Origin of the sequence: Streptomyces kebangsaanensis, assembly GCF_001906585.1 — a bacterium.
In the GTDB taxonomy this organism is placed as follows: domain Bacteria; phylum Actinomycetota; class Actinomycetes; order Streptomycetales; family Streptomycetaceae; genus Streptomyces; species Streptomyces kebangsaanensis.
Genome location: NZ_JUJA01000058.1, coordinates 96,217 through 111,616 on the forward strand (window position 1 = coordinate 96,217; position 15,400 = coordinate 111,616).

The following is a 15,400-nucleotide window of genomic DNA, read 5'->3' on the forward strand; positions in this document are numbered from 1 at the left end:
GCCAGCCGCGCCGCCATGCCGTCGCGACCAACTCCTGCCCGCGCCGGGCGAGTTCGGCGTCCGCCGCGGGGTCGGCCGCCAGCAGGGAGGCGCCGGCGTCGAGGGCGGCGTCGGAGGTGGCGTACAGGGCGGTGTCGAACGCGCGGTCGACGGTGCTGGAGCTGGTCACGCGTCGATCGTGCCATGGGGTGCGGAACATCCGTCCACAGCCTGTGGACAACTACCCGCCGATCAGCTGTCAACCAACGGTTGACAGTCACCCCATGTCAACCTACGGTTGACACGTGACGAACCCTGCCATCAGGTCGAGCGTCCGTCTGGACGACCTCATCTCGGCCATCAAGAAAGTCCACCAAAAGCCCCTCGACCAGCTCCAGGACGCCGTACTCGCCGCCGAGCACCTCGACGAGGTGGCGGACCACCTCATCGGCCACTTCGTCGACCAGGCACGGCGCTCCGGCGCCTCCTGGACCGACATCGGCAAGAGCATGGGCGTCACCCGGCAGGCCGCACAGAAGCGGTTCGTGCCCAAGGAGTCGGCCGACCTCGACCCCAGCCAGGGCTTCAGCCGCTACACGCCACGCGCGCGCAAGGTCGTCATGGCCGCCCACGAGGAGGCCAAGGCGGCCAGGAGCGCCGAGGGCACGCCCGCCCACCTCGTCCTCGGGCTGCTCGGCGAACCGGAGGCCATGGCCGCCCGGGCCATCGACGACCAGGGCGTCTCCCTGGAGGCGGTCCGCGAGGCGGCGACCGCCGCCCTGCCCCCGGCGACCGCCGACGCCCCCGAACTCGTCCCGTACGGCCCCGCAGCCAAGAAGGCCCTGGAACTCACCTTCCGCGAGGCCCTGCGTCTCGGCCACAACTACATCGGCACCGAACACATCCTGCTCGCCCTGCTGGAGCTGGAGAACGGCGAGGGCGTCCTGAGCGGCCTCGGCCTGGACAAGGCACGCACCGAGGAGTACGTCGCGGCGGCCCTGGCGGAGCTGGTGAAGGACCACGCACAGCAGGAACAGGAGGACGGGCGGGAGGCCTGAACGGGGTTACCGGCAGGCCCCGGCAAGTGGGCGTGGAGCCCCACTCGCACCCGGCGGGCACGGCCGCCTGCCGACCGGTCGTCAGTCCCCTCCGGACGTCCCGGCCGTGACCCGCAGGGTGCCGCAGCCGGCCCGGGCGGCCTCCGCCTCGACGTAGCGGGGGAAGAGCGCGCGGACCGGTTGGCTGGAAGTCAGGGTGAGGGTACGGGCCACGAAGGCGACGTCCCCCGTCTGGCAGCGGGCCAGGAAGACACCGTCCCGGTCGGAGAGCGACCCCCTGCCCCGGCTGCTCGTCAACCGCGTGCCGTACGCATCGCGGGAGCGCTCGAAGAGCGCGGCGAGCCGGGGGTCCGAGACCGTCATCAGGCGCAGCTCCGTGTAGCCCAGACGGGTACGGTCACAGGTGCGTACCGGGCCGTCGCCCGGGGTGATCCACACCCTCGGCGCGGCCTCCCCGTCGCCCCCGCCGCTCTTGCCGTTCTCGCTGCTCTTGCCGCCCTTGCCGCTCTTGTCGCTGTTTGTGCCGTTGCCGTCCTTGTGCTGTGCGGGGAGGGTCAGGCCCTTGACCCGGCACACGGCTCCGGGGCGCTCACTGGTCAGGCCGTCGTCCGCGGCCGGGAGACGGTCCGCGGGGTCCACGACGGTGCCGCTGCACCCCTCCTGGTCGAGGATCCGGTTCACCAGCTTCACCACCATGCGGGTGAGCACGGCCCGTTCCTTCTCGTCGACGTCACTGCTCTGCACGGTCCATCCGGTGTCGATGTCGACGACCGTGGGGCCCTGAGCGAGCGAGGGCCTGCCGACGCAGCCTTCGGGGAGGGCCAGCCACGCGCGCGTGTCGGAGGCCATGCCGAGCAGTCCGCCGCCCATCGGGACCAGCCGGGGCGCCAGGTACTCGTCGCCCCAGCGGCCGAAGCCGTCGTAGCGCAGATCGAGCCGGTGCACGTTCACGGTGACCGCGCCGCGTCGCGTGCTCAGCCGGCACAGGCCCGAGTAACCGTCCAGGGAGCGGTACTGGACGGACGTCTCGTGGGCGACGACCTCGGCCGGATCGCGGAAGTAGCCCTCCAGGTCGCCGTCGTCGAGCGCGCCCCAGCACTTGCGGTCGTCCCGGAACGGACCGGTCCCGGTCTGCCAGGCCGTCCCCGCGACACCGAGCAGCACCCCGGCGAGGGCCGCCGCGGCGGCGGGCCGCACCCGGCCGCGCAGCAGTCGGCGCGGATGCCACCAGGCACGCGGGGCCGGCTCGGGCGACGGTCCGGGCGGCGGTTCGGGAACACCCGCGGGGCGGTGGCTGTCTGCTTCGGACACTGGGTTCTCTCCCCCGACTTCGTTGCTGTTCATGACGGTTGGGTGTGCCGGGGTGCCAGCGGGTCACAGCCGAGGCGCCCGGTGACGGCGTCGGTGAACGCCTCCTGCGCGTCGCGCGGCAGGGAGACCATCACGAAGGTCGCCGGACGGCCGGCGCAGTCCGCGCGGACGATGCCGTAGTCGTCGGTGAACACACCGGTGCCACGCCAGCCCGGTGCGGGCGGCCCGTCGCCGGTCACTCCGTCGAGCAGGGCCGCCAGGCGGGGCTCGGCCACCATCACGGCGTCGTAGAACCTCCCCAGACCCCGCTGCAGGCGCACCGAGCAGGACTGCAGGTCCCGGTCGACCGCGCCGACCTGGTATTCCAGGTTGCTCCCGGTCACCTTGTCGATGGCGAAGCCGGGGATGCGGCAGGCCTCGGTGAACAAGCTCTCCGCCCTCTCGGGCAGCTGCAGCACCGGCGAGACGAGCTCGAACGGCCGGCCCGCCGCGCACCCGGCCGCCTCCATCCCCCGGTTGGCGGCGGCCACCAGCAGCGCGGCGACCGATCTGGTGCCGCCCAGACCCGCCCGGCCTGCCATGCTGCCCCGGCTCCAGGTGTCCGTCGAACCGGCGGCGAGGGTGACGACGGTCGGCCGCCCGTCGGCGGTGTCGCACCGCTTCGGCAGCACGATCGTGCCGCCGAGGCCGTGCACGGTGCCGGGCAGCCCGTCGGGCAGCGGCAGCGCGTCGCCCCCGAGGTGGTCGACGACCCAACCGGCGCGCTCAGCCGCGCCCTTGGGGGCGGGGCCGTAGGTCACCTCGATCTCGGTGCGGTGGGTGACCTTGTCGCCGTTGCCGGCGGTGCGCCAGGTGTCGATGGCGACCGTGCAGGTGCCGGTGGGGCGCCGCGGTGTCGGGGCCCGCTCGGTTCCGACGCGCTTGCCGTTCCCGTCCTCCAGGGCCTCGTCGCCGAGGAAGTCGGGGCCGCTGTTCTCCCGCCAGGCACCCCAGCAGTAGTGCTCGTCGCCGGTGAAGGGCCAGGTGTGGGTGGCCCAGGTACCGGCGAGCGCGGCGAGCAGCGCCAGTGCCGCGCCACCCGCCAGCAGCCTCCGCTTCCCCGTTCCGCGTGTTCCGCGTCCGTGCGCGCCCTCGCGCCCGGCCAACTCCCCTGTTTCGTCGGCCATCTTGCCCCCGTCCGGATACGTCCCCGTGATGTCCGACCGTCGAGGGTAGCCACGGCCGATCACGGACCGCCAACCGGACGACCCGTGTACGGCCCGCGCGGCGCCCGCACACCGGCCGGTCCGGACCCCCCGACCGGCCCGGACCCCCGACCGGTTCGTTCCGCCCGACCGGTTCGTTCCGTCCGGCCGACCCGGACCGCCCGCCGAACCCGCGGGTCGAGGCCGTTGTCAGACCCGCCTGCGACACTCGCAGACATGACCGACCGGTGGGCTCTGGCACCGGCCGAGGACGGCGGCGCCGAGGTCGCCCCCCTCGGCCGGGACGGGCTGCCCGCCGGCCCGGTGCACCGGGAGCCGGACCTGGCCGAGGCGGTCCGCGGCAGACCGGACGTCACGCGGTGGGTGTGGCGGTCCACCGCCGAGGTCTACCCGCGCCTGCTCGCCGCGGGGGTGCGGGTGGAGCGGTGCTACGACATCGAGGACGCCGAGGCACTCCTCCTCGGCCACGAGGGGCGGTACGGCGAACCCCGCTCGGCGGCCGCCGCCCTGGCCCGCCTGCGCGGCGGTCCCGTACCCCCGGACCCACCGCAGCGGTCCGCCGAACCGGGCGCGCAGTCCCCGCTCTTCGAGCCCCAGGCCGTACGCCTGCCGCTGGAGGGCCTGCTCGCGGTCTACGCCGAGCAGCAGCGGCGGCACGGGCGGGCCGAGCACCCCGACCGTATGCGCCTGCTGACCGCCGCCGAGTCGGCGGGCACGCTGGTGGCGGCCGAGATGAACCGGGCGGGCCTGCCCTGGCGCGCGGACCTGCACCGCGAGGTGCTGCACGAACTGCTCGGCGAGCGGTACGCGGGCGGCGGTGGGCCCCGGCGCCTGGCCGAGCTCGCCGACGAGGTGTCCACCGCCTTCGGCCACCGGGTCCGGCCCGACCTGCCGGCCGAGGTGATCAAGGCCTTCGCCCGCGCCGGGATCAAGGTCAGGTCCACCCGCCGCTGGGAGATCCGGTCCGTCGACCACCCGGCCGTGAAGCCCCTGCTGGAGTACAAGAAGCTGTACCGGATCTGGGTCGCCCACGGCTGGTCCTGGCTGCAGGACTGGGTGCGGGAGGGGCGCTTCCGGCCGGAGTTCCTGGCCGGCGGCACGGTCACCGGCCGCTGGGTGACCCATGGCGGGGGCGCGCTGCAGATCCCCAAGGTCATCCGCCGGGCCGTCGTGGCGGACCCCGGCTGGCGGCTGGTCGTGGCCGACGCCGACCAGATGGAGCCGCGCGTGCTGGCGGCCGTCTCCCGCGACCCCGGTCTGATGGAGGTGGCCGGCCGGGGGACCGACCTGTACCAGGCCGTCTCCGACCGCGCCTTCTCCGGCGACCGCGCCCAGGCGAAACTCGCCGTCCTCGGCGCGGTCTACGGCCAGACCTCCGGCGACGGCCTGAAGAACCTCGCCGCCCTCAGACGCCGCTTCCCGAAGGCGGTGGCCTACGTCGACGACGCGGCACGGGCCGGCGAGGAGGGCCGACTCGTACGGACCTGGCTGGGCCGCACCTGTCCACCACCGGCCGGGAGGCGGGAGGACACGGCCGAGGAGGCGGGCCTCCCCCAGGACGACCCGGCCGTACCGTCCGCGGCCGACGGCGGTACGGCCACGGCCGACGGCTGGACACCGGGCTACGCCTCCACCGACTCCCGCGCCCGCGGCCGCTTCGCCCGCAACTTCGTCGTCCAGGGCAGCGCCGCCGACTGGGCCCTGCTGCTGCTCGCCGCACTGCGCCGCACCTGCCGGGACATGGCGGCCGAGCTGGTCTTCTTCCAGCACGACGAAGTGATCGTGCACTGCCCGAAGGAGGAGGCAGACACGGTCGTCGAGGCGATCCGGCAGGCCGCGGAACTCGCGGGACGACTGACGTTCGGCGAGACCCCGGTGCGGTTCCCGTTCACGACGGCGGTGGTGGAGTGCTACGCGGACGCCAAGTGACCGCCGTACGAACCCTCTCCCTCGGGCGACCGGCGGCCGGCCGGACCGCACGGGCCGCCCCGCATACGCGAAGATCCTCGGACGAGGAAAACGACAACCCAGCGGGGAGAACCGACATGCGACTGCGCTGTGCCGTACTCGACGACTTCCAAGGCGTCGCGACCACCGTCGCCGACTGGACGCCGCTGAGCGACAGGGTCGAGGTCGTCACGTACACCGAGCACTTCGCCACGGAGGACGAACTGGCCGCGGCACTGGCCGATGCCGACATCGTGGTCACCCTGCGCGAGCGGGTCCCCTTCCCCGCCTCGCTCCTGAACCGCCTCCCCCGCCTGAGACTGCTGATCGCCTCCGGCATGCGCAACTCGGTGATCGACTACACAGCCGCACGGGCGAACGGCGTGACCGTGTGCGGCACGGAGAGCTCCTCGACCCCGCCGGTCGAACTGACCTGGGCCCTGCTCCTGGGTCTCGCCCGCGGCATCGTGGCGGAGAACGACGCACTGCGGTCCAACGGCCCCTGGCAGTCCACCGTGGGCGCCGACCTGCACGGCCGCCGACTGGGCCTGCTCGGCCTCGGCAAGATCGGCAGCCGGGTGGCGCGGGTGGGCCTGGCCTTCGGCATGCACGTCACGGCGTGGAGCCAGAACCTCACGAAGGAGCGGGCGGAGGAGGTGGGCGTGGAGCCGGCCCCGTCCAAGGAGGACCTGCTGTCGACCGCCGACTTCGTCTCGGTCCACCTGGCCCTGAGCGACCGCACCCGCGGCCTGCTCGGCGCCGCCGAACTCTCCCTCCTGAAGCCGACGGCCTACCTGATCAACACCTCCCGCGCGGCGATCGTGGACCAGGACGCCCTGCTCACCGCCCTGCACGAGGCCCGCATCGCCGGCGCGGCCGTGGACGTCTTCGACACCGAACCGCTCCCTCCGAACCACCCGATGCGCACGGCTCCCCGCCTCCTGGCCACTCCCCACCTGGGTTACGTCTCCCGGGCCAACTACGAGCGCTACTACGGCCAGGCGGTGGAGGCCGTCGAGGCGTACCTGGCCGGCACCCCGATCCGCCTCCTCGGCTGACGACGGCGTGGCCGGCCGCGGTGCCCTCCGGTTGTCCCCCACCCGCCCTCCGGTGCACTACGGCCGGCCGTGCCGTACGTCCCGAGCAGCCCCGTACTCCGACGGGCCCGCCCGACACCCTGTTCAGACGCGCTTCCCACCAGCCGCCTTGCGCGCCCTGGCCGCCGCGCGGCGCGCCTCCTCCTGGTCCCACAGGGCCTTGAGCTCCCTGGCGCGTTCGTCGAGTTCGACCGGCTCGTCCTCGTCGTGCTGCCACAGCCCCTGCTCCTTCAGCTGCCGGGTGTGGACCTCCACCGGGGGCTGCGAGTCGAAGTCACCGGGCCGGGGACCCTCCGGGCCGTCGGGCCCGATACGGACCAGCCGCTCGACCCGCGTGATACGGAACCGGCGCCCGTCCGCGCTCAGACTGTTGCCGCGCTTCTCGTCCAGCACGTCGGCGGCCCGTGCGTACTCCGCCCGCTTCTCGTCCGACAGCCGCAGGGTGAACGGCGCCATCACCCGCAGCCAGGCGGCCAGACCGTCACGCGCCGCCTGCGGCGTGGTGCCCGACGTCCCGGGGTTGTGCGCCTTCCACTCCCCGTCCTCCCGCTCGGAGACCATGAACACCGCCGGCAGCAGCACACCGCCCGGGAACTTCTCGAGAGCGTGCACCGCGTCCTCCCGCACCTGGGCCGGCACGCCGGCGACGACCCCGACGAACCGTACGAGGTCCAGCTTCAGGATGCCGTCGGACAGCCCCGTGCTGACGTACGGATCGACGACGAACCCCTCCGTCCGGGACGGCAGCCGGTACGCCTCGCCCGCCTCCCCCGGGTCGGGATCGGAGGGACGGGGCGGCTCCGGTCCGCTGCGCCCCATACGGATGAACTTCGACGCACGCACGATCCGGAACCGCTCTCCACGGACCCGGATCTCGTCGACCACCTCCCGGTCCATCCGCAGGGCCGCCGCCATCCACGCCTTCCGCCCCTCCGCGTCACCGGCCTCCTCGGCCTCCTTGGCACGCAAACGGAAGTGCGACCCCAGAGAGTCCCTGGCCCCCTGGGGTTCGGGGTCGCCGCACCTGCCCAGCAGCTCCCAGCCGCCGGCGTCGCGTTCCCGCGCGTAGAAGAACTCCGGCAACCCCACCCCCAACAGCTCGGGGTAGAGCTCCCGCGCCTGCCACGCTTCCTGGTCGGCAAGGGCCGCGATGGGCCCTTCGGCCGGGGCGACCCTGAAACTGAGGTAGGCGGGAACTCGATCCGCGTAACCGGTCATGCACTGAATGTGCCCGACCTCGCGGCAGCACCGCCGAAGAACAAGGAAACCGATCCGGCTCGCCGACCGCTCCCACCTCCACGGAGACAGGGACTCCAGCCGCCCTTTCCCGGCCCGGATCAGCCACGGCGTCCACCAGTTCGACCAGCCCGCCGAGCGGCCCCACCGGACCCTCCACCGCCCTCCGGCATGACACATCGCCCACGCGTTCGCCCCTCCGGACCGGCCGCATGGCGCACGCCCCCGAAAACGCAAAGAAAAAGCCAGATCAGAATGATTCTGATCTGGCTTCCGTCCGAGCCGCTTTCGGGATTCGAACCCGAGACCTACGCATTACGAGGGCCTGCAAGATCGTGGCGGTAGGTGCCGACGGCTGACGCGGGATCCGATTTCCCCAGGTCGGAGAGCGATGCGCTCGATCACTGTGACGCGTAGTCCGTCAGGTGCCGCACCGTCCGCTCACGCAATGCTCACGCAAGGGCAGCCGATTCCTCAGAGCTTGCGCCGGTCCCTGTGCGGCTCAAGAAGGGTGCTGCCTCCCGCCCATCTCATTCCGCACACGTGGCAGACCACATACCACTCGTCGCCCACGGCGTTCTCGTCCATGTGCCCGTGCTGCCCAGTCCCAGGGCACTCATCGACAATCTCCTGCTGGCTCATTTGCCTCTCCTCCGTGCCTCGTTGATCACGCCACGCCGTCGGCAACGACGGCGGTAGAGCGGATCGAGTGAATGACGGACACCATGTCATCCACCTCAGCCTCAGGGAAGATCGCTTCGGGACCGGTCGGGACGAGGGCGGTGACCGGCGACTCGTACAGCGCGCCGACGTCTATCGTGCCGTTGCAGGGCCAGGTAGTCGATCAGCTCATTGACGAAGCGGAGCGGGCTGGCCGTGAGCGCCTTGCCCTGCTGGAAAGAGTCGAAGGCCAGGGCCGCTGCCTCCCGCTCCAATCCCGTGAGCGACCGCAGGAACAGGCCGAGACCGCCCTTGGCGTCCTTGACGTAGTCGATGTCGGCCGTGGTGCCAAGGCCGGCCTCGACGAAGATCTTCTCCAGCTCCGAGCGGTCTAGGGTGGTGATCTGCTTGTTGCGGCGGATCTCCTGGACGGCGAGCTGGTCCTGGTGTGTGTTGAGGTAGATCCGGATCTTCTGTTCGAAGCGGGTGAGGTTCGTGCCGATCTCCATGCCGCTGAGCGAAACCGCGGTCAGCTCGCCGAGCTCGTCCTCGAAGTCGGTGTAGACGATGCTGCGCTTGGTCTTCTCGATCAGTCGGACGAGGCCGCGTAGATGAGCGAGCGGTGTGTCATGCGGAACCTCCGACGAGGCGGAGCAGTGCGCCCTGGCTACGAGGCCGCTGCCGGCGCTGTCCCATGCTCCAGGTAAGCAGTCACGCCGTTGGCACGGGCCTCGATGCCAGCAGTGATACGACGTACGAGTCGGGGGATGGTGAGTTCCGGCAGCTCTCCGGCGTCGTGGAAGGCGTATCCGCGGAGCTCGTCGGCCTGTAGCTCGATGTGCCGACACTCTTCCGCGGTGAGGCGGCCCCCGTCGAAGAGATAGAGGACCTTGTCGCCCTCTCCCAGGTTCGGTGCCCAGTCCACCACGAGCAGGCGGCCGATGGTCGGCTTGACACCCAGCTCCTCATGGACTTCGCGCACGCAGGCTTGCAGGGGTGACTCCCCCTTCTCGACGTATCCGCCGGGGATGTCGCGGTAGTCCTTGTACGAGGGTTCGACGAGCAGGATCCGGTCGGCCTCGTCGAAGAAGAGCGCGCCGGCTGCCATGCGCGGGTGGGCCATCTTCGCTTCGTGCTCGTGCTCGTTCTCGCTCACGGGACGGACTCTAGCCGCCGACTACACCGAGCCTGCGGGCCAGGTCTGCCACGGGCTGGGACGGGCGGCCTCGGGTGCCGCGGATCCAGCCGATGACCAGTTCACGGCTCAGGTAATGGTGGCGTACCTGTTCGGGGGCAGCCCGCTCGGCGTCCAGCAGGGTGGCCAGGGCTTCGTCGGTCCGGTTCCAGGCGCTGAGGGCTCGGGCGACTTCCAGGCTGTGCCTCACGCGCCGTTCCACCGGCAAGCCGCTGGTGTCAATGCGCTGTCCGAGGTCAACGGCGATCTGGATGTCGCCGAGTTCTCCGGCGGTGGCGACGCAGTGGATGGCCACGTTGGTCGGGCCGAAGGCAGTCCAGAGGTGGTTCGCGTCAGCACCCAGTCGTTGCGCCGCTTCGTCGGCTTCGCGAAGGAAGGTCTGCGTGGTTGCCCGGTCCTCCGCCCGGGCGGCCGCCATGGCGCCGGCGAGGAAGAGCGTGCCGTAGACCGAGAGGTACTCGTCGTTCGCGGTGCCCAGGCCGGGCTGCATGACTGCCGCCGCGTCGTTTACCAGCTGGACCGCCGCGGTGAAGCGGCCGGTGGCCATCAGGCAGTGCGTGACCGCGCGGAAGAGCGAGCCCGTCACCGTGCTCTGGCCGCTCTGTTGCGCTGCCGCCAGGCCACGGTCGGCGGCGATCCACGCCAGTTCCGACTCCCCGACCTTGCCCAACACCATTGCCGCACCGTGGTAGGCCAGGGCGAGCTCGGCATGGGCCTCCTCCCCTTCGCGCCCTGAATACGAGCGGGAGGCCGCGAGGGCGTCGGCCAGGACGAGGGGAAGTCGTCGAGTCGCGAACCCGTACTGGGACACCTGGTAGGCGTCGAGGACTTCCTTCACGTCGGCCCGCAGGTCCTCCAGGGCCGGTGGTTCGTCGTCGGGTGGGAGTCCCAGCAAGGGCGTGAGCTGCTTGTAGTCCATGAGGACTTCGCGCAGGGCGGGGACCGTACGGTGGCCACTGCTGTCGGACCACTCCATGAGGGTCGGTTCGGCGAGCAGGTCTCCGAGGGAGACGTCGAGGGCTTCGGCGAGTGAGGTGATCACCGAAAGGCGGTCGAGCTCGATCCGGTTGTTCTCCGCTTTGCTCAGCCAGTCCGTGGTGCGTCCGACAAGGCCGGCCAGGACCTCTTGGGAAAGTCCGCGTCGGCGTCGGTACCAGGCGACGCGCTCGCCGACGGTCAGGTGCTCTGTCATCCCTCGCATGTCCTGAGCATCACCTCGTGGCCGAAAGGGACCCCGGAAGGTTTTTCCGGGGTGTCGCCGGGTGCCCTGGCTACTGTCGCAGCAGACCGAGAACGCCGCCGGGAGATGCGAGCAACTCGTCCTGCATCAACTGGCTTTGGCAAATGACGCTCGTCCGTCCCACCCGCCTTCTTCAGGCAGAGAGATCGGAGTTTGTCATGCGCAAAACCATCACGACTGAGGGACGTTACCTGTCCATCGAGACGGGCATCGCCGAGCCCGCTGCGACGACGATCGTCGAGCGCAAGGGCCTCGGCCACCCGGACACCCTGGCCGATCACCTCGCCGAGCGGCTGTCCCGCGCGTACAGCCACTACACCGTCCAGCGCTTCGGCGCGGTGCTGCACCACAACTTCGACAAGCTCGCCCTCCTCGGCGGGGCGAGCGAGGTCCGATACGGAGCCGGCCGGATCACGGCCCCGGTACGCGTCCTGGTCAACGGGCGGGCCGCGCCCATGTGCGGGGGCGAGAAGATCCCCGTTGAGGAAATCGTCGAGGCCGAGGTCCGCGCGTTCTTCGCCGAGAGGCTTCGCGAGGTCTCGGACCACCTCGACATCAAGTTCAACATCACCAGCAATTCCAGCCCCGGCGCAGTCCTCACCGGCGACGAGGTCCCGGACCGCACCCGCTGGTTCAACCCGCGCTCCATCGACGACCTGCGCGAGCGGCGGGTTCGGTTGTCGAACGACACCTCGCTCGGGACCGGATGGGCGCCGGAGAACGCCTTCGAGTCGTTCGTACGCGAGTTGGTGAACCACTTCTCCGGCGAGAGCGAGTTCACGCTCTCCCACACCTGGTGCGGCTCCGACGTCAAACTCATGGGCTACTGGGACGGCGACCAGGCCGATGTCGTCCTGTGCGTGCCGCAGAAATCGCGCCACGTCGGCAGCCGCGCCGAGTACGTCCGGAACGCCGAGAGCGTGCTCGCCGAGTGCTACCGGCTCGCCGACCTCAGGCTTCCCGGCGCCGAGGCCCGCTTCCGGCTCAATGCCCGCGACGTACCGGAGAAGGACGAGCTGTACCTCACGTACACCGGTAGCTCGATCGAGTCCGGAGACGAGGGCGTCGTCGGTCGCGGTAACCGCGTCAACGGACTCATCACGCCCCTGCGGCCGATGAACCTGGAGGGCGCCAACGGCAAGAACCCCGTCTACCACGTCGGCAAGCTCTACAACATCGCCGCTCAGCGCCTGGCCCAGCGGCTGCATGAGGCCACCGCCGGCCACGCCGAGGTCCACCTGGTCAGCACCACCGGCCAGCGTCTCGACCAGCCGTGGCGCATCCTGATCCGGCTGTCCTCCCCGGACGTCGAGGCCGACAAGGTCCAGGCCCTCGTCGCCGAGACCCTGGAGGGATTCCCCGCCCTCACGGACGAGCTGGTCTCCGACGGGATCGTGCTGAGCTGATGGCGAGGCGCACGCTCGGAGATGTGCCTTCGGGGTGTCGGGAGCGGTTGCTCGCGCACTACGGCCCATCGGTTGAGGAGTGGCTGGACGCGGCCCCGGGCCTCCTGGCCGAGGCGGCGAGGCGATGGAACTTCTCGCTGAGGAGCTACCACGACGCAGGACACGCCTCGGCGGTCGCGCTCGCCGTGGCGCCTGACCGAAGCCGCTTGCTGCTGAAGGCGTGGGTGGAGCCCATCCGCTACCGCCATGAGACGGCCGCCTTGCGGATGTGGGCCGGCGGCCCGACCGCGAACGTGGTCCACGCCGCGGATGACCTATCGGTGGCTGCCCTTGAGCTTGTCGGCGGGCAGCCCGGAGGCGAGGTCCGTCCGGCACGCGAGACTTGGGCGGTGGCCGCCGCGATCCACAGGCTTCACACGCTCGGCCGGCGGTCGGCCGGACCGGGCGTGCCCAGCCTGGCCGACTTCCTGCACGAGGTCGTCCTACCGCGCGTCCACCGAAGGATGCGGGTCCTCGACCTCGGCTCCCACGGAGGACTCGCGAAGGAGGTGGGCCACGAGCTCGCCGGCCTGCGCGAAGTCCCCGACCGGACGACGGTCCTCCATGCCGACCTGTACGCGGAGAACGTGATCTTCGACGTGAATCAGCGTCCTCGTCTGATCGATCCCCACCCTGTAGAGGGTGACGCGGTCTTCGACTGGGCCTTCTGGAGCGTCTACTACGACCTCGAACGAGGGATGGCCGATCGGCTCGCCACGGCCGCCCGGATCTCCCGCGTCCCCGTACCGGAGATCACGCCCTGGTGCAGGGCGCTCGCGCTCGACGGGCTCCTCTACTACACGGAGATCGGCGACCCCGCGAGGCCGAAGATCGCGGCGGTGCTGTCCTCTCTGATGGCTTTCGGAACGGGGATGCTCGGAACGGGGCGGGACCGATGACGACGTACATCCTTCGCCACGGCCAGACGAACCACAGCAAGCGCTACCTCGTCAACGGCGACCCGGGTAAGCGCATCCACCTCAACGAGGAAGGCCGGCAGTCCCTGAGTCACGCCTGGACCACGCTCCCCCTGCACTCCGTGGCCACCTGGCTGACCAGCGAATTCCCCCGGGCTCTCCAGACCACCTCGCTGCTGATGGGCGTTTCGCCCGCCGGGCTCGTCGTCGACGCGCGGCTCAACGAACTCGACTACGGGCAATTCGAGGGCGGCCCTTTCCTCGACTACGCCGTCTGGCTCAACGCCCACGGAGCCGATGAGCGCCCGCCCGACGCGTCCGAGTCCCAGCGCGAGGGCATCCGGCGGATGCTCACCGGGGTGCTCTCCGCCGACGAGCACCCCGGCCCCAGGGTGCTCGTCGGCCACGGCCTGGTGGTCTCCGTTCTCCTCTGGTACCGCGAGCGCACCGAGGGGGAGCCCATGCCGCTGTTCCTTCCCGAGGCCCCGTACGTCGAACCGATCACCATTTCCGACGACGAACTGCCCGCTCTGATCGCCTCCCTCCTGGACGATCTTGATTCGGGCATGTACGAAAAGAACACCGGCGCCGGTGGCACGACCATATTCCGGATCAGCGAGGGGCCGGCGGTTGCTACCGTCGATTCGGTATCCCCGTCCCATTCGCTGGATAAAAAGGATCTCCCTCATGCATGACGCCCGCGCCCTGATCGAAATGGGTGCCGAAGCTGTTCGTCGGCTCGCTCGTCGCGGCTACTCCCTGGACCTGTCCGAGCTGGAGTCCCTCCAGTCCCGGCGCAACCAGAACATCCGCTCTGCCGACGAGCTGCGGGCGGAGTCCAAGCGGGTGGCGAGCGAGGTCCAGCAGACCGCGAAGCAGGGCGGGGACATCGGCAAGCTGAAGGAGCGCGCCCGCGAGCTGAAAGACCAGATCCGTGACATCGAGGCCGGGCAGGAGGGGATCGAGGCCCAGCTCCGTGACCTGCTCCTGAGCATCCCGAACCTGCCGGACGACTCAGCCCCGGACGGCGACTCCGAGGAGTTCGCCATCGAGGTACGGCGCGTCGGCACGCCCCCCGCGTTCACCTTCGTCCCGAAGGACCATGTCGACCTCGGCGAGGCCACCGGCATCCTCGACTTCGCCCGGGCGACGAAGCTGTCCGGCCCCCGCTTCGCGGTGTCGCGCGGGGCCGGCGCGGCCCTGGAGCGCGCTCTGGCCACGCTCTTCCTCGACATCCACACCCGTCGGCACGGGTACGTCGAGCACTCCGTGCCCTTCCTCGTCACGCGCAAGACGATGACTGGCACCGGGCAGCTGCCGAAGTTCGAGGAAGACCTGTTCAAGACGGGTGTGGCCGACCGCGATCTGTTCCTGATCCCGACGGCCGAGGTCCCGCTGACCAACCTTTACGCCGACGAGATCATCCCGCCGGCCGAGCTGCCGCTGGCCATGACCGCCCACACCCCGTGCTTTCGCTCCGAGGCCGGCTCGTACGGTCGGGACACCCGCGGTCTGATCCGCCAGCACCAGTTCACCAAGGTCGAGATTGTCAAGATCGTCGACCCGGAGACGGCGGACGCCGAGCTGGAGACGATGGTCGGCCACGCCGAGGCGTGCCTGAAGGAGCTCGGCCTCGCCTACCGGGTCATCAAGCTGCCTGCCGGTGACACCGGCTTCTCCGCCCAGCTCACCTACGACATCGAGGTCTGGCTCCCGAGCCAGAACACGTACCGGGAGATCTCCTCGGTCTCCAACTTCGGCACCTTCCAGGCCCGCCGCGCCAACATCCGGACCCGCGGCGAGGACGGCAAGCCCAAGCTCGTCGCCACCCTCAACGGCTCCGGCCTGCCCGTAGGCCGCACGCTGGCCGCGCTCCTCGAACAGTGTCAGCAGGAGGACGGCTCGCTCGTCCTTCCCGAATCCCTCTTCCCGTACCTCGGCTTCCGCCGGATCAAGGCGGACGGAACACCGGAGGCATAACGTGCTCGTCGGCGTCTGCGATTTCCCTGGTAGCTACGCCTTTCCGCCCGTCGGCTACGGCGGAATCGAACGATGGCTGTGGGCGGTCGCCGTAGGTGCCCGGGCCGCGGGCGCCGACGTACACCTCCTC

General features: G+C 70.8%; 13 protein-coding genes and 1 pseudogene. 7 read left to right on the forward strand and 7 right to left on the reverse strand.

Annotated features, from left to right (window positions below; all coding sequences use genetic code 11):
• Window positions 1–169 (reverse strand): annotated as a pseudogene (locus tag RH94_RS42805) (DUF2786 domain-containing protein); the annotation flags it as partial.
• A 115-nt stretch (window positions 170–284) separates the two neighbouring features.
• Here RH94_RS42805 and RH94_RS08630 point away from each other — a divergent pair.
• Window positions 285–1,037, forward strand: coding sequence for a Clp protease N-terminal domain-containing protein (locus tag RH94_RS08630; protein ID WP_073947041.1), 753 nt, complete (start codon window positions 285–287; stop codon window positions 1,035–1,037).
• Between the two features lie 81 nt (window positions 1,038–1,118).
• On the opposite strand, the gene RH94_RS08635 is transcribed toward RH94_RS08630, so the two are convergent.
• Window positions 1,119–2,348 (reverse strand): hypothetical protein, encoded by a 1,230-nt coding sequence (locus RH94_RS08635; RefSeq protein WP_073947042.1) that lies wholly within the window; start codon window positions 2,346–2,348, stop codon window positions 1,119–1,121.
• A 29-nt stretch (window positions 2,349–2,377) separates the two neighbouring features.
• Window positions 2,378–3,514: a hypothetical protein gene (locus tag RH94_RS08640; RefSeq protein WP_234425628.1), complete on the reverse strand. Its 1,137-nt coding sequence runs from the start codon at window positions 3,512–3,514 to the stop codon at window positions 2,378–2,380.
• A gap of 255 nt (window positions 3,515–3,769) precedes the next feature.
• Here RH94_RS08640 and RH94_RS08645 point away from each other — a divergent pair, with 255 nt between their 5' ends.
• Both RH94_RS08645 and RH94_RS08650 read left to right on the forward strand, forming a co-directional pair.
• On the forward strand, window positions 3,770–5,482 hold the full coding sequence (locus RH94_RS08645) for a bifunctional 3'-5' exonuclease/DNA polymerase (RefSeq protein ID WP_073947043.1): 1,713 nt from the start codon (window positions 3,770–3,772) through the stop codon (window positions 5,480–5,482).
• Between the two features lie 116 nt (window positions 5,483–5,598).
• Window positions 5,599–6,558 (forward strand): D-2-hydroxyacid dehydrogenase family protein, encoded by a 960-nt coding sequence (locus RH94_RS08650; RefSeq protein ID WP_073947044.1) that lies wholly within the window; start codon window positions 5,599–5,601, stop codon window positions 6,556–6,558.
• A gap of 123 nt (window positions 6,559–6,681) precedes the next feature.
• On the opposite strand, the gene RH94_RS08655 is transcribed toward RH94_RS08650, so the two are convergent.
• The 4 genes from RH94_RS08655 to RH94_RS08670 form a co-directional block, all read right to left on the reverse strand.
• A complete protein-coding gene (locus tag RH94_RS08655; protein ID WP_073947045.1) occupies window positions 6,682–7,815 on the reverse strand; it encodes a DUF5954 family protein in 1,134 nt (377 codons plus the stop codon).
• 761 nt (window positions 7,816–8,576) lie between these two features.
• Window positions 8,577–9,002: a type I restriction-modification enzyme R subunit C-terminal domain-containing protein gene (locus RH94_RS08660; RefSeq protein WP_234425629.1), complete on the reverse strand. Its 426-nt coding sequence runs from the start codon at window positions 9,000–9,002 to the stop codon at window positions 8,577–8,579.
• Between the two features lie 158 nt (window positions 9,003–9,160).
• Window positions 9,161–9,616 (reverse strand): NUDIX domain-containing protein, encoded by a 456-nt coding sequence (locus RH94_RS08665; RefSeq protein WP_073947115.1) that lies wholly within the window; start codon window positions 9,614–9,616, stop codon window positions 9,161–9,163.
• Between the two features lie 43 nt (window positions 9,617–9,659).
• Window positions 9,660–10,880 (reverse strand): helix-turn-helix domain-containing protein, encoded by a 1,221-nt coding sequence (locus tag RH94_RS08670; RefSeq protein ID WP_073947046.1) that lies wholly within the window; start codon window positions 10,878–10,880, stop codon window positions 9,660–9,662.
• Window positions 10,881–11,086: 206 nt separating this feature from the next.
• On the opposite strand from RH94_RS08670, the gene RH94_RS08675 reads away from it, so the two are divergent.
• Genes RH94_RS08675 through serS form a run of 4 tightly spaced genes read left to right on the forward strand, consistent with a single transcriptional unit; the run spans window position 11,087 to window position 15,270 of the window.
• On the forward strand, window positions 11,087–12,334 hold the full coding sequence (locus RH94_RS08675) for a methionine adenosyltransferase (protein ID WP_073947047.1): 1,248 nt from the start codon (window positions 11,087–11,089) through the stop codon (window positions 12,332–12,334).
• On the forward strand, window positions 12,334–13,272 hold the full coding sequence (locus RH94_RS08680) for a protein kinase family protein (protein ID WP_073947048.1): 939 nt from the start codon (window positions 12,334–12,336) through the stop codon (window positions 13,270–13,272). The genes RH94_RS08675 and RH94_RS08680 overlap by 1 nt, the downstream gene beginning before the upstream one ends.
• Window positions 13,269–13,985, forward strand: coding sequence for a histidine phosphatase family protein (locus RH94_RS08685; protein WP_073947049.1), 717 nt, complete (start codon window positions 13,269–13,271; stop codon window positions 13,983–13,985). The genes RH94_RS08680 and RH94_RS08685 overlap by 4 nt, the downstream gene beginning before the upstream one ends.
• On the forward strand, window positions 13,978–15,270 hold the full coding sequence (serS, locus tag RH94_RS08690) for a serine--tRNA ligase (RefSeq protein WP_073947050.1): 1,293 nt from the start codon (window positions 13,978–13,980) through the stop codon (window positions 15,268–15,270). The genes RH94_RS08685 and serS overlap by 8 nt, the downstream gene beginning before the upstream one ends.
• The last annotated feature ends 130 nt before the right edge of the window (window positions 15,271–15,400 follow it).